Genomic DNA, 14,691 nt, shown 5'->3' on the forward strand with positions numbered 1-14,691 from the left:
GAAGCGTTCCTCGCGCCGCCGACTCAGCAGTCACCCCCATCTCCGACCCTTCCCCCATCGAGGGGGAAGGGAGTCATGCTGCGCGCCGGCTTACTTTTCAGATATATCTAAAACCACTCTTGACGCCATCCTAATCCGATATATCTATAATTCCGATATAACGAAACAGGATCGAACTCTCAATGTTTGGACGTCATTTCCACCCCCACCCCGGCCGTCATGGCCATCACAGCCGCCATCCGTTCGGCTTCCACGGCCATGAAGGCCATCATCGTCGCGGCGGCCGCATGGGTCGGTTCTTCGACCATGGCGACCTGCGCCTGGTCGTGCTCAAGCTGATCGCCGACAAGCCCAGCCACGGCTACGAGCTGATCAAGGCCGTCGAGACCGCCGCCGGCGGCGCCTACAGCCCCAGCCCGGGCGTGATCTACCCGACCCTGACCCTGCTCGAGGAGCTGGGCTACGTCACCGCGGCCGACGCCGGCGGCGGCAAGAAGCTCTACACGATCACCGACGAGGGCCGGGCCTTCCTCGACAGCAACAGCCAGCCGGTCCACGGCCTGTTCACGCGGATGGCCGAGGCCGCCGCCCAGAGCGCCGCCTTCTCGCCGCAGATTCTGCGGGCCCGCGAGAACATCAAGACCGCCCTGCGCCTGAAGCTGACCGCCGGCGCCCTGACGGCCGAACAGGTCTCGGCCATCGCCAAGATCCTGGACGAGGCGGCGGCCGCCATCGAAGGGGTCTAGCGATCATGCAAAGCCACGCCCGCCTGACCACCGACAAGGCCGCCCGCTACATGACCCAGTTGGCCAAGCACTGGTCGCACCGCTTCGAGGTCGCGCTTGACGCGACCTCGGCCCGCATCCCGCTGCCGCTCGGCACCTGCGTGATGCTGGCCGAGCCGGACGGCCTGAACGTCACCGTCGAGGCTCCTGTCATGGAGAGCCTCGCGCGGCTGGAGGACGTTGTCGCCGAGCACCTGTTGCGATTCGCCTTCCGCGAGCCGGTCACCCGCCTGGCCTGGACGCGGGCCTGGGAAGCCGGCCGGATCGACCCGCCGGCGTTGAGGATCAACCGCCTTACAGCCTAGGGGGCGGATGCCGATCGCCTTTTCGGGGAATTCTTCGCCGGACGAGCCGTTAACCCTACTTGCGCAACCCCGCGACCGGGCGTTCTATCGTCGCAAGCTCCAGCGAGAGAGCTTTCGGAGGAAACCCATGGGTCACGTGGTTCACAACGTCCATTTCCGCCCGCGGCCCGACCATCCCCGGCATCGCGGCCATGGCCGTGGGGCCCGGCTCATCGCCGTCGCGGGTTTCAATCTGCTGGTGTGGAGCGGCCTGGTCCTGCTGATCGCGCACGCGATCTGAAGGTCAGCCCAGGCCGCGCAGCACGTCGAGCCGCCGCATCGCCTTGCCCGGCAGGGCCGAGACCGGTCCGAGCGGCAGGGCCTCGGCGACTTGCCGCACGCGATAGGCCGCCTGGCGGGCGAGGGTCGAGACCGAGGGCGCGCCCAGGAAGCCGAACGTCACCATCTGTTGGCGGTTGGACAGCTCGCGCTTGAAGCGATAGTCGCCGGCCCCAAGGTCCAGCCGTTTGTAGGGGCTGGAATCCAGGCCGCGCAGGATGTCCTGGAACAGCAGCAGGCCCGGCGAGTAGCGCTCGAAGCGCGGGTCGTGGGCGATCAGCCAGCCGTGAATCGTGCCGCCGCCGCGCAGGTGGAAATGCGCCGCCGCCAGCTCGTCGCCCAGGTGCAGGGTGTAGAGGCCGCCGCCGAACGCCGGGTCGCGGACCTCGCGCAGCGCCTCGATCAGCCGCATCACCCAGGGGGTCTTGAACAGGTCGGTCTGGCCGGTCGCCGCCAGCTGGGCCCGTTTCCAGGCGATCAGCTGCTCGAAGTCGGCCCGCGAGTCCGACAGGGCGGTGAACCGCGCCGGCCCGACCTCGCGCTCGACCTTGCGGCGCTTCTTGTCGATGTCCTTGAGCACGCCGATCCCGGCCGCCCGGCGCTCGGCCTCATAGGCGGCGTAGCCGTCGCCGAGCTCGACGATCCATGAGGTGCACTGGCCGCGACCGTGGCCGCGAAAGCCCGGATCCTCGGCCTGCATGTGGCAGAAATCGTAGCGCGAGACGCCCATCGCTCTCAGCATGGCGCGGGGGTCGGCGGTGACGTCCTGGCGGGCCACCACGGCCTGGTAGTCGCACATCGGCGCGCCCGGCGGCATGGCGGTGGGGCCGCGCTGGCGTACGGCGAGGAAGGCGGCGGCCTCGCCGGCCCCGTCCCGCTGGATCGCCACCCGCACGCCGCTGGCCGGACCCTGGGCTTGGGCCACGGCCTGCGCCCAATGCGGCGACAGGAAGGGGCTGTCGAACCGCGGATCGGACGCCTGCGCGGCCGACCAGCTCTCGCAGGCCTCCGGCGACAGTTCCAGGGCGGGGACGACGTCGATCTTCAAGACAAACCTCGCTCCGGCCAGCGGACATGCGGCCGAAATCGAGGCGATCTTGATCCCGATAGATTTCCCTGAGGTTTACGCCGCGGCGAACGCCGTTCTTCAGGTTGCGGACTGTCAGTCCATCAGCTTTTTCGACAGATAGACATATTCCAGGGCCTGGCGGCGGGCCGTTTCGGCCAAGTTGGCGCTGGCGGCGTGGCCGCCGTCGATGTTCTCGTAATAGAGCACCGGATAGCCGAGGTCCTCCAGCCGGGCGGCGGCCTTGCGGGCGTGGGCCGGGTGGACGCGGTCGTCCTTGGTCGAGGTCTCGATGAACACCTCGGGATAGGGCCGGCCGGCCTTGAGGTTGGAATAGGGGTCGTACTTGGCGATCACCGCCCGCTGGGCCGGTATGGCCGGGTCGCCGTACTCGCCCACCCAAGAGGCGCCGGCCCCGATCTGGCTGTAGCGGATCATGTCGAACAGCGGCACCTGCACGACGATGGCGTTGTAGAGCTCGGGCCGCTGGGTCAGGGCCACGCCCATCAGCAGGCCGCCATTGCTGCCGCCCATGATCCCCAGGCGGCGGGGCGAGGTGATCCTGCGGTCGATCAGGTCCTGCGAGACGGCGAAGAAATCGTCATAGGCCTTCTGGCGGTTTTCCTTCAGCGCCGCCTCGTGCCAGCGCGGCCCGAACTCGCCGCCGCCGCGGATATTGGCGACCACATAGGTCCCGCCCCGCTCCAGCCACAGCTTGCCCATCACCCCCGAATAGGCCGGGGTCATCGACACCTGGAAGCCGCCATAGGCGTAGAGCAGGGTCGGGGCCGAGCCATCGTACTTCACGGCCTTGGGACGGACGACGAAATAGGGGATCTTGACTCCGTCGCGGCTGGTCGCCTCGAACTGCTCGACCACGTGGGTGGAGGCGTCGAAACGGGCGGGCGAGGCCTTGACCTGCTCCAGCGTCAGCGAGGCCGCGTCGGCCAGCCAGTAGGTGGTCGGGGTCAGGTAGCCGGTGACGCTGACGAACAGGCGCTCGTCCTTCTCCGAGGTCGAACCCACGCCGATCGTCGAATTGGCCGGCAGGGCCAGCTTCCGGAAAGTCCAGCCCCCCGGACCGTGGCCGTAGGCGTAGGCGGCGCCGGTGACGTTGTCGAGCAGGCCGACGATCAGCCGGGTGCGGGTGCTGGCCACCTGTTCGACCGACTGGCGGGCGGTGGGCCGCAGCACCAGGGTGGCGACGGCCTTGGCCGGATCGGCCTTCAGCGCCGCCAGGTCGAAGCTGAGCAGGTCGCCGGTCTTGAAGCCGCGCTCGGCCCAGTCCTGCTCCAGCGACAGCACCAGCTGGCCGGCGACATAGGCCTGGATCGAGCTCTTCAGCGGGAAGGGCAGCTTGATCGGGCCGCCGTCGGCCAGCAGATAGGTCTCGTTCTCGAAGAAGCTGACGCCGCGATAGGCCAGCACCGCCTGGACGACGCCGTCGCTGTCGCGCACCACATTGGGGCCGACCGACACGTCGTCGACGGTTCCGCGATAGAGCTCCTTGGCGTCGGCCAGGGCCTGGCCGCGCTTCAGCGCCTTGAGCACATAGGGATAGCTCGACTTGGTGACCTGGCCCGGCTCCCATTCGCGGGCCACCAGCACGGTGTCGCGGTCCAGCCACTCGACGTTCTGCTTGCCCTCGGGCAGCACGAAGCCGCCGGGAACGAAGCTGCGCGTGACGGTGTCGAATTCGCGGATGGTCACCGCGTCCTTGCCGCCGTCCGACAGGGTGACCAGGCAGCGGGTGTCCTCTGGCGGCAGGCACTGCGCGCCCTTGAACACCCAGTTGGCGTTCTCGGCCTTGGCCAGGGCGTCGACGTCGAGCAGCGTCTGCCACTGCGGCGTGGCCGTGCGGTAGCTGTCCAGCGTCGTCGCCCGCCACAGGCCGCGCACGTGGTCGGCGTCCTGCCAGAAGTTGCGCAGGGATCCGTCGCCGGCGAACGACACGCCCGGCACCCGGTCCTTGGCGTTGAGGATGGCCAGGGCCTGGGCCTGGAGCTCGGCATAACGCCCGTCGCCCTGCAGCACCGGCAGGCTGTGGGCGTTCTGGGCCTTGGCCCAGTCGAGGGCGCGGGTCCCCTCGATCTCCTCCATCCACCTGTAGGGATCGTCCTTGCCCAGTTCGGTGAGCGGCGTGCGGGCCTCGGTGTCGGCCGGAACCGCGGGTTCGGCCGCCTGGGCCGTGGTCGAAAAGGTGGAGGTCATGAGACTCGTGGAGGCGAGAAGGGCCAGAAGCAGGCTGCGCATGTAGGCGTCCATCGGCGATGATGACAGAGCCTAGCCAGCGGCGCCGTTCGACGCCAGCGGCCCGTCGAAACGGCCAAAAGGCCGCAACTTCCGCCCAGCCCTGACGCGGCCACGTTTTTTCGACTATATAGCCGGAACCATGAGCCGCACCTTTCTGAAGATGAACGGTCTGGGCAACGACTTCGTCGTGCTCGAGACCGCCACCCAGCCGTTCCATCCGACGGCGGAGGAGATCCGCGCCATCGCCAAGCGGGACGGCGGCATAGGCTGCGACCAGGTGATCGCCATCGATCCGCCGCGGGCGGAGGGCGCCAGCGCCTATGTGCGGTTCTGGAATTCCGACGGCGAGGAGATCGGGGCCTGCGGCAACGGCACCCGATGCGTGGCCTGGCTGCTGATGGAGTCGGCCAAGAAGACGTCCGTGGCTTTCGACACCGTGACCGGACGGCTGTCGGGGGTGATGGCCGGCGACAAGCGGGTGACGGTCGACATGGGTCCGCCCGGCCTCGACTGGCGGCAGATCCCGCTGGCCGAGGAGATGGACACCGCCCGGGTCGAGCTGCAGGTCGGCCCGATCGACGCGCCCCTGGTCCACACCCCGGTCTGCGTCTCGATGGGCAATCCGCACGTGGTGTTCTTCGTCGACGCCCCGGTCAGCGACGATTTCGCGCGGGGGACCGGATCCCTGATCGAGCATCACCCCCTGTTCCCGGAAGGGGTCAATGTCGGCTTCGCCCACGTTGCCGCCCGCGACCACATCCAGCTGAAGGTCTGGGAGCGCGGCGCCGGCCTGACGGCGGCCTGCGGCACCGGGGCCTGCGCGGCCCAGGTGGCGGCGGTGCGCCGCGGCCTGACCGACCGGGTCGCCAAGGTCGAGTTCGAGAGCGGCGCCCTGACCATCGAGTGGCGCGAGAGCGACGGCCACGTGATCATGACCGGCCCGGTGACCCTGGAATTCACCGGCAAGCTGCCCGAGCGGGTCGCGGCGTGACCGACTCCGTGCTCTACGACAAAGCCGACTGGCATTCGGGTGGAGATTTTCCTGATGATCTTCCGCCCGTCGCCGGTGGGACGCACATCGGGATGTTTTTCGCTTGGGCGGCCATCCACGACTTAGCCGGGGAGCTTCATCGTGAGGATTTTCCGGAGGGTCTTGCGTCACTGATCGACCGTCGCGTCACGCCGGCTCAGGCTTGCGAAGAGTTGTTGGATGGGAAATTCCACGACGAGGATCTGTCACCCGAAGGCAATGCGTTTGCGCAGGCCTACTACAATGCCAAAGGCTACTATCGAGATCTCGGCGCGGTGAGCACGGCGCTTGAGCTTGCCTCTGTCTATCACATTCCGGATTCATGGGTGTCATACGACCTGATCGCCCCATACATCGACAAGCAATTCAAGAAGTGGAAGAGGCCAGGCCTGTTGGGTCGGCTTTTCGAGCGATGACCGAAGATACCGCCATAAAGGTCGATGAAGACGACGTCGCCATCGTCACCTTCGGCTGCCGGCTGAACGCCTATGAGTCCGAGGCCATTCGGGCCCGGGCCGCCGCCGACGGCCTCAGCGACGCCGTGGTGTTCAACACCTGCGCGGTGACCAACGAGGCCGTGCGCCAGGCTCGGCAGGCGATCCGCAAGGCGCGGCGCGAGCGGCCCGACGCCCGGCTGATCGTCACCGGCTGCGCCGCCCAGATCGACCCCGCCGCCTTCGCCGCCATGCCCGAGGTCGACCTGGTGCTGGGCAACGCCGAAAAGGCCGCGCCGGGGGCCCTGCTCGACACCTCCACCCGCGTGCGGGTCAACGACATCATGTCGATCAAGGAGACGGCGGGCCACCTGATCGCAGGCCTCAAGGATCGCGCCCGGGCCTATGTCGAGGTCCAGAACGGCTGCGACCACCGCTGCACCTTCTGCATCATCCCCTATGGTCGCGGCAATTCGCGCTCGGCCCCGGCCGGCGAGGTGGTCGAGCAGGTCCGCCGCCTGGCCGCCGAGGGCTATAACGAGGTGGTGCTGACCGGCGTCGACGTCACCTCGTGGGGCGCCGACCTGCCCGGCCAGCCGACCCTGGGCCAGTTGGTCGGCCGCATCCTGCGGCTGGTCCCCGACCTGCCGCGCCTGCGGCTGTCGTCGATCGACGCCGCCGAGATCGATCCGGACCTGTTCAGGCTGCTGGAGACCGAGCCGCGGCTGATGCCCTATCTGCACCTGAGCCTGCAGGCCGGCGACGATCTGATCCTCAAGCGCATGAAGCGCCGCCACAGCCGGGCCGACGCCCTGAGGCTGGTCGAGAGCGTGCGGGCCGTGCGCCCCGACACCGCCTTCGGCGCCGACCTGATCGCCGGCTTCCCGACCGAGACCGACGAAGCCTTCGAGAACACCCTGAGGCTGGTCGAGGAGGCGGGCCTGGCCTTCCTGCACGTCTTTCCCTACAGCGCCCGGCCCGGCACCCCGGCCGCCCGGATGCCGCCGGTCAAGGGTCCGGTGATCAAGGACCGCGCCCGGCGCCTGCGCGAAGCGGGCCAGGCGGGGCTGGAGCGGCATCTGGGCCGCCAGGTGGGCCGCATCCTCTCCGGCCTGGTCGAGCGCGACGGCGTGGCCCGGGCCGAGGACTTCACCGAGATCGCCTTCGATCCCGCCTCGGGGGGCGCCGCCCCGCAGGGCCAGATCGCCGCCTTCCGGGTCACCGGCCATGACGGAACCCGGGTGATCGCGGAGCTCGCCGCCTGAACTCGATCTTGACGACCGCCGCCCTGGCCGCGGCCCTGCTGACCGCCGCCCCGGCCGCCCTGGCGCAAACCCAGGCCCAGGCGCCGCCGGTCGTCCTGACCTTCCCCGCCCCGGCCACCGAGGACACCCCGCCCGCCCCGTTCCAGCCGGTCGGCCCTATCCGGCCGGTGACGCTGAGCGTGATGACCTACAATGTCGAGGGCCTCCCCTGGCCGGTGCGGACCGGGCGCGGCTCCAAGCTCAAGGCCATCGGCGAGCAGCTGGCGGCCCTGCGCGCCCGGGGCCTGCAGCCCGACGTCGTACTGCTGCAGGAGGGCTTTCGGGCCGAGGTCGCCGACCTGATCGAACGGAGCGGCTATCCCCATGTCGCCCGCGGCCCGCGCAAGAAGCAACGCGACGGCAGCCTGCTCAGCCGGGACGACCGGCCGCGCTACAAGCGCGTGAAGTACCGTCGCAAGGGCGAGGGCTGGGGCAAATGGGGCTCCAGCGGCCTGTGGGTGCTGAGCGACCACCCAATCAACTGGGTCAAGTCGCACGCCTACCACTATTGCGCCGGCCTCGACTGCCTGGCCAACAAGGGGGTGATGCTGGTCAGCCTCGACGTGCCGGGCCTGCCGGTTCCGGTCGAGATCGCCGACACCCACCTGAACTCCAAGGGCGCCTCGGGCGTGCCGCGCAACCGCAACCGCGTCGCCCACCACCTGCAGGCGGCCGAGCTGGGGCGGTTCATGCAGGCCGACCGCACCCCGGGCGCCCCGCTGATCGTCGGCGGCGACTTCAACGTCATGCACGCGCCCGACCGCTACGACTATGTGATGCAGCGCTACCCGTTCGAGGTGGTCAGCCAGGTCTGTTTCCAGACGCCGCAGAGCTGCGACGCCAAGATCTCGGCCGACGGCGACGCCCCTTGGCTCGACACCCAGGACCTGATCGGCTTCAAGGCCGGCGACCGGGTGGCGATCCGGCCGATCCAGGTCGAGGCCCGCTTCGACGGCTCGGCCACCGGTGGGCCGGTGCTGTCCGATCACGACGCCTATGAAGTGACCTTCCGCCTGACGCCGCTGCCCGCTCCCCAGCCCTGAGGCCCTCCATGCCTGATCCGTCCTCGCCCCTGACCGGCGGCTGCCAGTGCGGCGCGGTGCGTTTCCGGGTGGAGGGAGAGGTCGGCCGCGCCTCGATCTGCCACTGCCGCATGTGCCAGAAGGCCTTCGCCGGGCCGTTCGGGGCGCTGGTGACCGTGGCGGTCGCCGGCCTGACCTGGACCCGCGGGGCCCCGGCCGGCTTTCAGAGCTCCGACGCGATCCGGCGCGGCTTCTGCGCGGCCTGCGGCACGCCGCTGACCTTCGAATGGAGCGCCGAGCGGATCGACCTGGCGGTGTTCGCCTTCGACGATCCGTCCCGGGTCGAGCCGGTGGTGCAGCTGGCCGTCGAGGGCCGCCCGGCCTGGATGGACCACCTGGCCGATCTGCCGGTGCGCCCGCCGCAGGGGCCGTCGGGACCGGTGATCAGCCGCCAGCACCCTGACCACGACACCTGAGCGCGTTCCCAGCTTTTTCGTTCATCCCCGCGAAGGCGGTAAACTACGATATTCCTCATCCTGAGGCGCCCGCGTAGCGGGTCTCGAAGGACGCGGCGCCGGTCCGCTTCGCGGCAAACGGACTATGACAGGATCGATCCGGAGACGGTGAGTGGAACAGGAGATCAGTATCATTCGCGACGAGGCCGACTACCTGGCGGCCCTGGCGGTTTATGAAGCCTATTTCGACAACGAACCCCCGGCCGGCAGCGAGGACGGCGATCGCTTCGAGCGCCTGGGCCTGTTGCTGGCCGAATACGAAGTGAAGACGGGCATTCAGCCCTGAACTTCACTCCCGTTGCGGCTCGCAAGCTCCACCAGCCGCGCGATCAGTTCGGGCGGCACGAAGCCCGAGCCTCCGAGATAGAGGCCGCCGATGCGGATCCGCCGGCTCGTCCACGGCGCTTCAACCGCCCAGACGCGTCGCCGCAGGAGGATCTCGAGATGGTACGGCGAGCGCCATCCGGCCTGGCGAATGCGGAGGATATTTCCCCACGGCGCCGCCTGGCCGCAAAGAGAGGGGTGGAAGGTCAGGCCGTAGGCGTCGACCACGAGCATGGGCCGGCGGTCGACCGCGCGCCACAAGGCCCCGAACCCGCGTGCGCAAAGCCAGACCGTCGCCGCCGCCAGGGCCGTGCAAGTGATCGCAAGGTCGGAAACCGTCCTCGACAGGAACGGGATCTGCGGCCCCTCCGGAGGGAGAAGCGTATCGGGGAAGATCAGGAAGTAGAGGCAGCACCCCAGGGTGAAGACGGCGAGGGGCAGTGCGGCCACCAGCACTAGGACGTCCAGGGCCGTACCGGCCGGAATGAGGATTTCCCGCTCTTCGCTCACGCCCGCTCCTCGCCCCCCGCAAACCCCGGCAGGCTCCAGCCCAGCTTGATCGCGCAGGCTCGCAGGCCGAAGGCGGCGGCGAAGCCGGCGATTCCTGCCGGCCAGAAGGCCGCGCCCAGCAAGGTCAGGCCCGCGAACACGCCGGCCCCCAGCAGGGCGGCGGTGATGTAGATCTCGCGGCGCAGCAGCAGGTTCGGCTCCTCGGCCAGCACGTCGCGCAGGATGCCGCCGAAGGCGGTGGTCAGCACGCCCATCACCACCGCGGTGAACGGATGGACGCCCAGGCTGAGAGCCTTGCCGTGCCGACCACGGCGTAGGCGGCCATGCCCAGGGCGTCGAGCCACAGCAGGGCCCGGAACCGCCAGCCGCGCTTGCCCAGCAGCCAGACGACGACAGCCGCCGCCAGGCAGACCATCACGTAACCTGGCCGCTGCACCCAGAACACCGGCGCGCCGATCAGCAGGTCGCGCAGGGTGCCGCCGCCCATCCCGGTGATGGCGGCGAAGAAGCCGAAGGTGATGATGTCGTGCTTGCGCCGCGCGGCCGCCAGCGCCCCGGTCGCGCCGAACACGGCGACGGCGGCGTAATCGAGCCAGAACAGCGTGGTCGACAGAGCGTCCATTGGCGTTTCATGCCACGGCCGATGGAGCCTGTCTCAGGCTCCATCCCTATTTATTGGAGCGTGGCGGACGCTGAAACCGCTCACACTTTCAGCCGCCACGCTCTAAAGGAACGCCATGAACGAAAAGCCCGAGCAGAAAAAAGGCTGGTTCCAGCGCCTGACCTCCGGCCTGGCCCGGTCGTCCCAGGCGATGACCGAGCAGGTCGCCGGCGCCTTCACCAGGAAGCCGCTGGACCAGGAACAGCTGGACCAGCTGGAAGAGATGCTGATCGAGGCCGACTTGGGCCCGCAGATCGCCGCCCGCATCGCCGACGCCTTCGGCAAGGCGCGGTTCGGCAAGTCCTCGACCGAGACCGAGGTCAAGGAGGCCCTGGCCGAGCTGGTCGCCGCCGAACTGGTCGACCGCGAGGGCAGCTTCGACCCGCTGTCAGGCCCCAGGCCCTATGTGGTGCTGTTCATCGGCGTCAACGGCTCGGGCAAGACCACCACATTGGGCAAGATCGCGTCGGACCTTACTGGAAAAGGCGCCAAGGTGCTGATCGCCGCCGGCGACACCTTCCGCGCCGCCGCCGTCGAGCAGCTGAAGGTCTGGGCCGACCGGGCCGGGGCCGACTTCATGTCGCGCCCGCCCGGGGCCGACGCCGCCGCCCTGGCCTATGAGGCCGTCGAGCGCGCCAAGCTCGAGGGCCATGACGTGGTGCTGATCGACACCGCCGGCCGGCTGCAGAACAAGCAGGGGCTGATGGACGAGCTGCTGAAGGTCATCCGGGTGCTCAAGAAGGTCGATCCGGACGCCCCGCACGAGACCCTGCTGGTGCTCGACGCCACGGTCGGCCGCAACGCCCTGGCCCAGGAGAAGATCTTCGGCAACCAAGTCGGGGTCTCGGGCATCGTGATGACCAAGCTGGACGGCACGGCGCGCGGCGGGGTGCTGGTGCCGGTGGCCCGGGCCAGCGACAGCCCGATCAAGCTGATCGGGGTCGGCGAGGGCGTCGACGACCTGCAACCGTTCGACGCGCGGGCCTTCTCGCGCTCGCTGGTGGGGCTGGAGGACTGAGCCATGACCGACACGCCTCCGCCCGCGCGCGCGCGCGCACCAGAGACCGGCCACAAGAAGCAAGCCGCCTGGGTGCGGACCGCCGTCGACTACGGCGCGCCGATCGCCTTCGCCGTCGCCTTCTTCACCACCAAGAACTTCCAGACCGCCACCTGGGTGCTGGTCGCCGCCTCGGCCCTGGCCCTGGCCCTGGGCTATCTGGTCGAGCGCCGGGTGGCCCTGCTGCCGCTGTTCTCCGGCGTCATGGCCCTGATCTTCGGGGTCCTGGGCCTGGTGTTCCACAGCGACGTGTTCGTGAAGGTCAAGGTGACGGTGGTCAACGCCGCCCTGGCCGCGTTCATGATCGGCGGGGTGTTGACGGGCCGCGCGCCGCTCAAGGCGCTGATGGGCGAGGCGGTGCACCTGCCCGACGCCGCCTGGCGGACCCTGACCCTGCGCTATGGCGGCTATTTCGCTTTCGCCGCTGTGGCCAACGAGATCGTCCGCATGACCCAGAGCACCGACATGTGGGTGAAGTTCCGCATCGGCCTGCTGCCGCTGGCCTTGCTGTTTTCGCTGAGCCAGGCGCCGTTCATGATGAAGCACATGGCCAAGGGCGATGAGGCCGCGCCTCCCGAGCCGCCGGACGCCGGTTTCTAGATCTCTCGCCGGCCCATCCGGCTTCGGCCGCCCACGGACCATCTGTCGTCAAATCGACTTGGAACCATGGTATTTAGAAGTCCGTCGACGGAAACGAGGGACGACGGACCATGGCCAAGACCAAGGGCGACAAGGACGGCAAGGCCGGACACGGCGGCGTCCTGGAGCGTTCCCCCAGCCATCTGCTGCACCGGGTCCTGCAGCTGGCGCTCGACATCTACACCGAGGAGAGCGGCGCCACCGGCGTCACCCAGCGCCAGTTCGCGGTGCTGGCCGCCGTGGCCGAGAACGAGGGCGTCACCCAGACGGGTCTGGTCCGCGCCACCGGCATCGACCGCTCGACCCTGGCCGACATGGTCGCCCGGATGATCGCCAAGGGCCACCTGGAGCGCCAGCGTTCCGATCTCGACGCCCGCGCCAACACCGTCCGCCTGACCCCGGCCGGCGCCGCCGTGCTGGAGGAGAGCCGTCCCAAGGCGGCCATGGCCGACAGCCGCATCCTGGCCCTGCTCAAGCCCAGCAAGCGCGAGGGCTTCCTCGAACTGCTCGGCGAAATGGCCGCCTCCGACGTCCACGCCGCCGAAGCCGAGCCCAAGGCCAAGAAGATCAAGGCTCCGAAGGCCGACAAGCCGGCTCACAAGGACGGCAAGAAGGACAAGAAACCCAAGAAGGACAAGGCCGCCAAGAAGGCGGCGTGAAACCCTTAGGCGCCGGCCGGGCGACCCTCTAGGATCGCGTCACGCCGAAAGGGCGGCTCGGCCCGCTGGACCTCCCCGGCGCGCGAGCGTCCTGGCAGGAGCCGCCATGGCCAAGGGTCAGAAGAAGTCCAACAAGGAAGTCCGCAAACCGAAGGCCGACAAGAAGACGGCGCCGGCCTCGGTCTCGCCGTTCATCGTCACGCCGGGGAAGAAGTAGCGCCGTTCCTTCGTCTCACGGCGAGACGACCGTCGGCTGGGCGGGACCGGCCCAGGCCGCAAGCGCCGCCGACAGGCCGTCCGCGCGTCCGTCGCTGTCTACCCAGGCGGCATAGCCGTCCGGGCGGATGAGCACGGCGAGGGGAGGCGGAACCTCGTCCAGCACCGGCAGCCGCCAGGGGCCGGCATAGCACGCCTCGACAAGCCGGAGGCGACCGGTCCAGGCCGCCAGGTCCGGGCGGGTCGCCAAGCCAAGGTCGAGCAGCACGGGGCGGGCCGCGTGCAGAAGCTCATAGGTCCGGACCGGCCCGTCCGCGGTCGCCAGGTCGAGGTCGGGCATCCGGCGGCCGAGCAGGGGATGTCCCGCGCCAAGGTCGTAGCAGATGTCCAGGCCCGACATCATGCCGGCGAGCCAGGCGCGCGGCGCGTCCAACTGCAGGAGCTCGGCCATCACCTCGCGCAGGGCGGCCTTGCGGTCGTCGAGGCGGCCCAGCAGCGCCACCTGGGCCATGGTGTTGCGCAGGACGCGGGTGACGACGGGACGTCGCTCGCGCTCGTAGCTGTCGAGCAGGCTCTCGGGGGCGATCTTCCGGACGACCTGCCCGAGCTTCCAGCCGAGATTGACCGCGTCGTGGATGCCGAGGTTCAGGCCCTGGCCGCCGGCGGGGTAGTGGACATGCGCCGCGTCTCCGGCCAGCAGCATCCGGCCCGCGCGATAGGCGGACGCCTGCCGGGCGGCGTCGTTGAAGCGGGAGATCCAGGCCGGATCATGGACGCCGTAGTCCGTGCCGTAGACGGCGACCAGGGCGGCCTTCAGGTCCTCCAGACTGGGCTCACCCGCCTGCCCCAGCTGGGACTCGCTGACCAGGATTCCGACGCCGGAGCCGTCCGGCAGCGGGTTCAGCCCGTGCAGCCCCTGCGCGTCGTGACGCATGCCCCATTCCGGCGTCTGGGCCAGTTTCGCCTCGGCGATGATATGGCTGATCGTCGGCCCCGAGCCGGGGAAGGCGATCCCGGCGGCCTTGCGCACCAGGCTGCGCCCGCCGTCGCAGCCGACCAGATATGCGCCGCGCAGGCGGGCGCCGTCGGACAGGACGACCTCCACCCCCGCGTCGTCCTGGTGGATCTGAGCTGCCGCCTGACCGCGCAGCACCGGCACGGCCAGGTCCTCGACCCAGTCGGCGAGCAGGCGCTCGGTCGGCTGCTGGGCGAGGGCGAGACCGTAATTATGCCGGGTCGGGAAGTCGCTGATGTCCAGCGGCATCCAGGCGAAGCCGGCGACCTGGGCCTTGCGGCCCGCCGCGAGGAAGCGGTCGATCACGCCCCGCTGGTCGAGGATTTCCAGCGTGCGGGCGTGCAGGCCCCCGGCGCGACGGCCGAACAGATCCTGGTTCGGGCGCTGTTCGATGACCACGGCGTCCACGCCCGCCAGCGCCAGTTCGGCGGCCAGCATCAGTCCGGTCGGGCCGCCGCCGACGATCAGTACGTCGTGCTGGATCATGTCACCCTCCTGCTGCGATGAGGGCTCCACAAGCTGCGGATATTTCGGCGCGCGGCAATTCTTGAACGCGGTTATTTTGCGCCCATCTCCAG

Annotated in this window: 17 protein-coding genes and 1 pseudogene; 13 read left to right on the forward strand and 5 right to left on the reverse strand. The window is 69.4% G+C overall.

What is annotated here, in order from left to right:
- Positions 1-182: 182 nt before the first annotated feature.
- From ACIPQB_RS17285 to ACIPQB_RS17295, 3 genes are all read left to right on the forward strand, one after another.
- Positions 183-746, forward strand: a complete 564-nt coding sequence (locus ACIPQB_RS17285) for a PadR family transcriptional regulator (RefSeq protein WP_446486492.1) — start codon at positions 183-185, stop codon at positions 744-746.
- Between the two features lie 5 nt (positions 747-751).
- Positions 752-1,090: a DUF2218 domain-containing protein gene (locus ACIPQB_RS17290; RefSeq protein ID WP_446486493.1), complete on the forward strand. Its 339-nt coding sequence runs from the start codon at positions 752-754 to the stop codon at positions 1,088-1,090.
- Between the two features lie 127 nt (positions 1,091-1,217).
- Positions 1,218-1,370, forward strand: a complete 153-nt coding sequence (locus ACIPQB_RS17295; protein ID WP_446486494.1) for a hypothetical protein — start codon at positions 1,218-1,220, stop codon at positions 1,368-1,370.
- 3 nt (positions 1,371-1,373) lie between these two features.
- On the opposite strand, the gene ACIPQB_RS17300 is transcribed toward ACIPQB_RS17295, so the two are convergent.
- The gene (locus ACIPQB_RS17300) at positions 1,374-2,456 is read right to left on the reverse strand and encodes a GNAT family N-acetyltransferase (RefSeq protein ID WP_446486495.1); all 1,083 of its coding nucleotides are present in this window, start codon (positions 2,454-2,456) and stop codon (positions 1,374-1,376) included.
- A 114-nt stretch (positions 2,457-2,570) separates the two neighbouring features.
- Entirely contained in the window at positions 2,571-4,727 is a 2,157-nt protein-coding gene (locus ACIPQB_RS17305) for a prolyl oligopeptidase family serine peptidase (protein ID WP_446486496.1), read from the reverse strand.
- A gap of 139 nt (positions 4,728-4,866) precedes the next feature.
- Here ACIPQB_RS17305 and dapF point away from each other — a divergent pair, with 139 nt between their 5' ends.
- The 6 genes from dapF (at position 4,867) to ACIPQB_RS17335 (ending at position 9,318) form a co-directional block, all read left to right on the forward strand.
- Entirely contained in the window at positions 4,867-5,718 is an 852-nt protein-coding gene (gene dapF / locus ACIPQB_RS17310) for a diaminopimelate epimerase (protein ID WP_446486497.1), read from the forward strand.
- Positions 5,715-6,173: a DUF7832 domain-containing protein gene (locus ACIPQB_RS17315; protein ID WP_446486498.1), complete on the forward strand. Its 459-nt coding sequence runs from the start codon at positions 5,715-5,717 to the stop codon at positions 6,171-6,173. Before dapF ends, ACIPQB_RS17315 begins: the two co-directional genes overlap by 4 nt.
- Positions 6,170-7,456, forward strand: a complete 1,287-nt coding sequence (mtaB, locus tag ACIPQB_RS17320) for a tRNA (N(6)-L-threonylcarbamoyladenosine(37)-C(2))-methylthiotransferase MtaB (protein WP_446486499.1) — start codon at positions 6,170-6,172, stop codon at positions 7,454-7,456. Before ACIPQB_RS17315 ends, mtaB begins: the two co-directional genes overlap by 4 nt.
- Before the next feature lie 8 nt (positions 7,457-7,464).
- Positions 7,465-8,538 carry an endonuclease/exonuclease/phosphatase family protein gene (locus tag ACIPQB_RS17325; RefSeq protein WP_446486500.1) on the forward strand — a complete coding sequence of 358 codons (1,074 nt, stop codon included), beginning with the start codon at positions 7,465-7,467 and terminating at the stop codon, positions 8,536-8,538.
- A gap of 8 nt (positions 8,539-8,546) precedes the next feature.
- Positions 8,547-8,993, forward strand: coding sequence for a GFA family protein (locus tag ACIPQB_RS17330; RefSeq protein ID WP_446486501.1), 447 nt, complete (start codon positions 8,547-8,549; stop codon positions 8,991-8,993).
- Between the two features lie 151 nt (positions 8,994-9,144).
- On the forward strand, positions 9,145-9,318 hold the full coding sequence (locus tag ACIPQB_RS17335) for a hypothetical protein (RefSeq protein ID WP_446486502.1): 174 nt from the start codon (positions 9,145-9,147) through the stop codon (positions 9,316-9,318).
- Here ACIPQB_RS17335 and ACIPQB_RS17340 read toward each other — a convergent pair.
- The gene (locus ACIPQB_RS17340) at positions 9,309-9,866 is read right to left on the reverse strand and encodes a hypothetical protein (protein ID WP_446486503.1); all 558 of its coding nucleotides are present in this window, start codon (positions 9,864-9,866) and stop codon (positions 9,309-9,311) included. The two genes, ACIPQB_RS17335 and ACIPQB_RS17340, sit on opposite strands and share 10 nt — an antisense overlap.
- A pseudogene (locus ACIPQB_RS17345) lies at positions 9,863-10,488 on the reverse strand (trimeric intracellular cation channel family protein). Before ACIPQB_RS17345 ends, ACIPQB_RS17340 begins: the two are co-directional and overlap by 4 nt.
- Before the next feature lie 115 nt (positions 10,489-10,603).
- Here ACIPQB_RS17345 and ftsY point away from each other — a divergent pair.
- The 4 genes from ftsY (at position 10,604) to ACIPQB_RS17365 (ending at position 13,099) form a co-directional block, all read left to right on the forward strand.
- On the forward strand, positions 10,604-11,545 hold the full coding sequence (ftsY, locus tag ACIPQB_RS17350; protein ID WP_446486504.1) for a signal recognition particle-docking protein FtsY: 942 nt from the start codon (positions 10,604-10,606) through the stop codon (positions 11,543-11,545).
- A gap of 3 nt (positions 11,546-11,548) precedes the next feature.
- On the forward strand, positions 11,549-12,184 hold the full coding sequence (locus ACIPQB_RS17355; RefSeq protein WP_446486505.1) for a septation protein IspZ: 636 nt from the start codon (positions 11,549-11,551) through the stop codon (positions 12,182-12,184).
- 110 nt (positions 12,185-12,294) lie between these two features.
- Entirely contained in the window at positions 12,295-12,882 is a 588-nt protein-coding gene (locus ACIPQB_RS17360) for a MarR family winged helix-turn-helix transcriptional regulator (RefSeq protein ID WP_446486506.1), read from the forward strand.
- Positions 12,883-12,988: 106 nt separating this feature from the next.
- Positions 12,989-13,099 carry a hypothetical protein gene (locus ACIPQB_RS17365; RefSeq protein ID WP_018061233.1) on the forward strand — a complete coding sequence of 37 codons (111 nt, stop codon included), beginning with the start codon at positions 12,989-12,991 and terminating at the stop codon, positions 13,097-13,099.
- A 15-nt stretch (positions 13,100-13,114) separates the two neighbouring features.
- Here ACIPQB_RS17365 and ACIPQB_RS17370 read toward each other — a convergent pair whose 3' ends face one another.
- Positions 13,115-14,599 (reverse strand): FAD-dependent monooxygenase, encoded by a 1,485-nt coding sequence (locus tag ACIPQB_RS17370; RefSeq protein WP_446486507.1) that lies wholly within the window; start codon positions 14,597-14,599, stop codon positions 13,115-13,117.
- Positions 14,600-14,691: the final 92 nt, after the last annotated feature.

The organism is Caulobacter sp. LARHSG274, assembly GCF_052871235.1.

Coding starts and splice junctions, on each gene's coding strand:
- ACIPQB_RS17285 (WP_446486492.1), top strand. CDS start 183: ATGTTTGGACGTCATTTCCACCCCCACCCCGGCCGTCATGGCCATCAC.
- ACIPQB_RS17290 (WP_446486493.1), top strand. CDS start 752: ATGCAAAGCCACGCCCGCCTGACCACCGACAAGGCCGCCCGCTACATG.
- ACIPQB_RS17295 (WP_446486494.1), top strand. CDS start 1,218: ATGGGTCACGTGGTTCACAACGTCCATTTCCGCCCGCGGCCCGACCAT.
- ACIPQB_RS17305 (WP_446486496.1), bottom strand. CDS start 4,727: ATGCGCAGCCTGCTTCTGGCCCTTCTCGCCTCCACGAGTCTCATGACC.
- dapF (WP_446486497.1), top strand. CDS start 4,867: ATGAGCCGCACCTTTCTGAAGATGAACGGTCTGGGCAACGACTTCGTC.
- mtaB (WP_446486499.1), top strand. CDS start 6,170: ATGACCGAAGATACCGCCATAAAGGTCGATGAAGACGACGTCGCCATC.
- ACIPQB_RS17330 (WP_446486501.1), top strand. CDS start 8,547: ATGCCTGATCCGTCCTCGCCCCTGACCGGCGGCTGCCAGTGCGGCGCG.
- ftsY (WP_446486504.1), top strand. CDS start 10,604: ATGAACGAAAAGCCCGAGCAGAAAAAAGGCTGGTTCCAGCGCCTGACC.
- ACIPQB_RS17355 (WP_446486505.1), top strand. CDS start 11,549: ATGACCGACACGCCTCCGCCCGCGCGCGCGCGCGCACCAGAGACCGGC.
- ACIPQB_RS17360 (WP_446486506.1), top strand. CDS start 12,295: ATGGCCAAGACCAAGGGCGACAAGGACGGCAAGGCCGGACACGGCGGC.
- ACIPQB_RS17365 (WP_018061233.1), top strand. CDS start 12,989: ATGGCCAAGGGTCAGAAGAAGTCCAACAAGGAAGTCCGCAAACCGAAG.
- ACIPQB_RS17370 (WP_446486507.1), bottom strand. CDS start 14,599: ATGATCCAGCACGACGTACTGATCGTCGGCGGCGGCCCGACCGGACTG.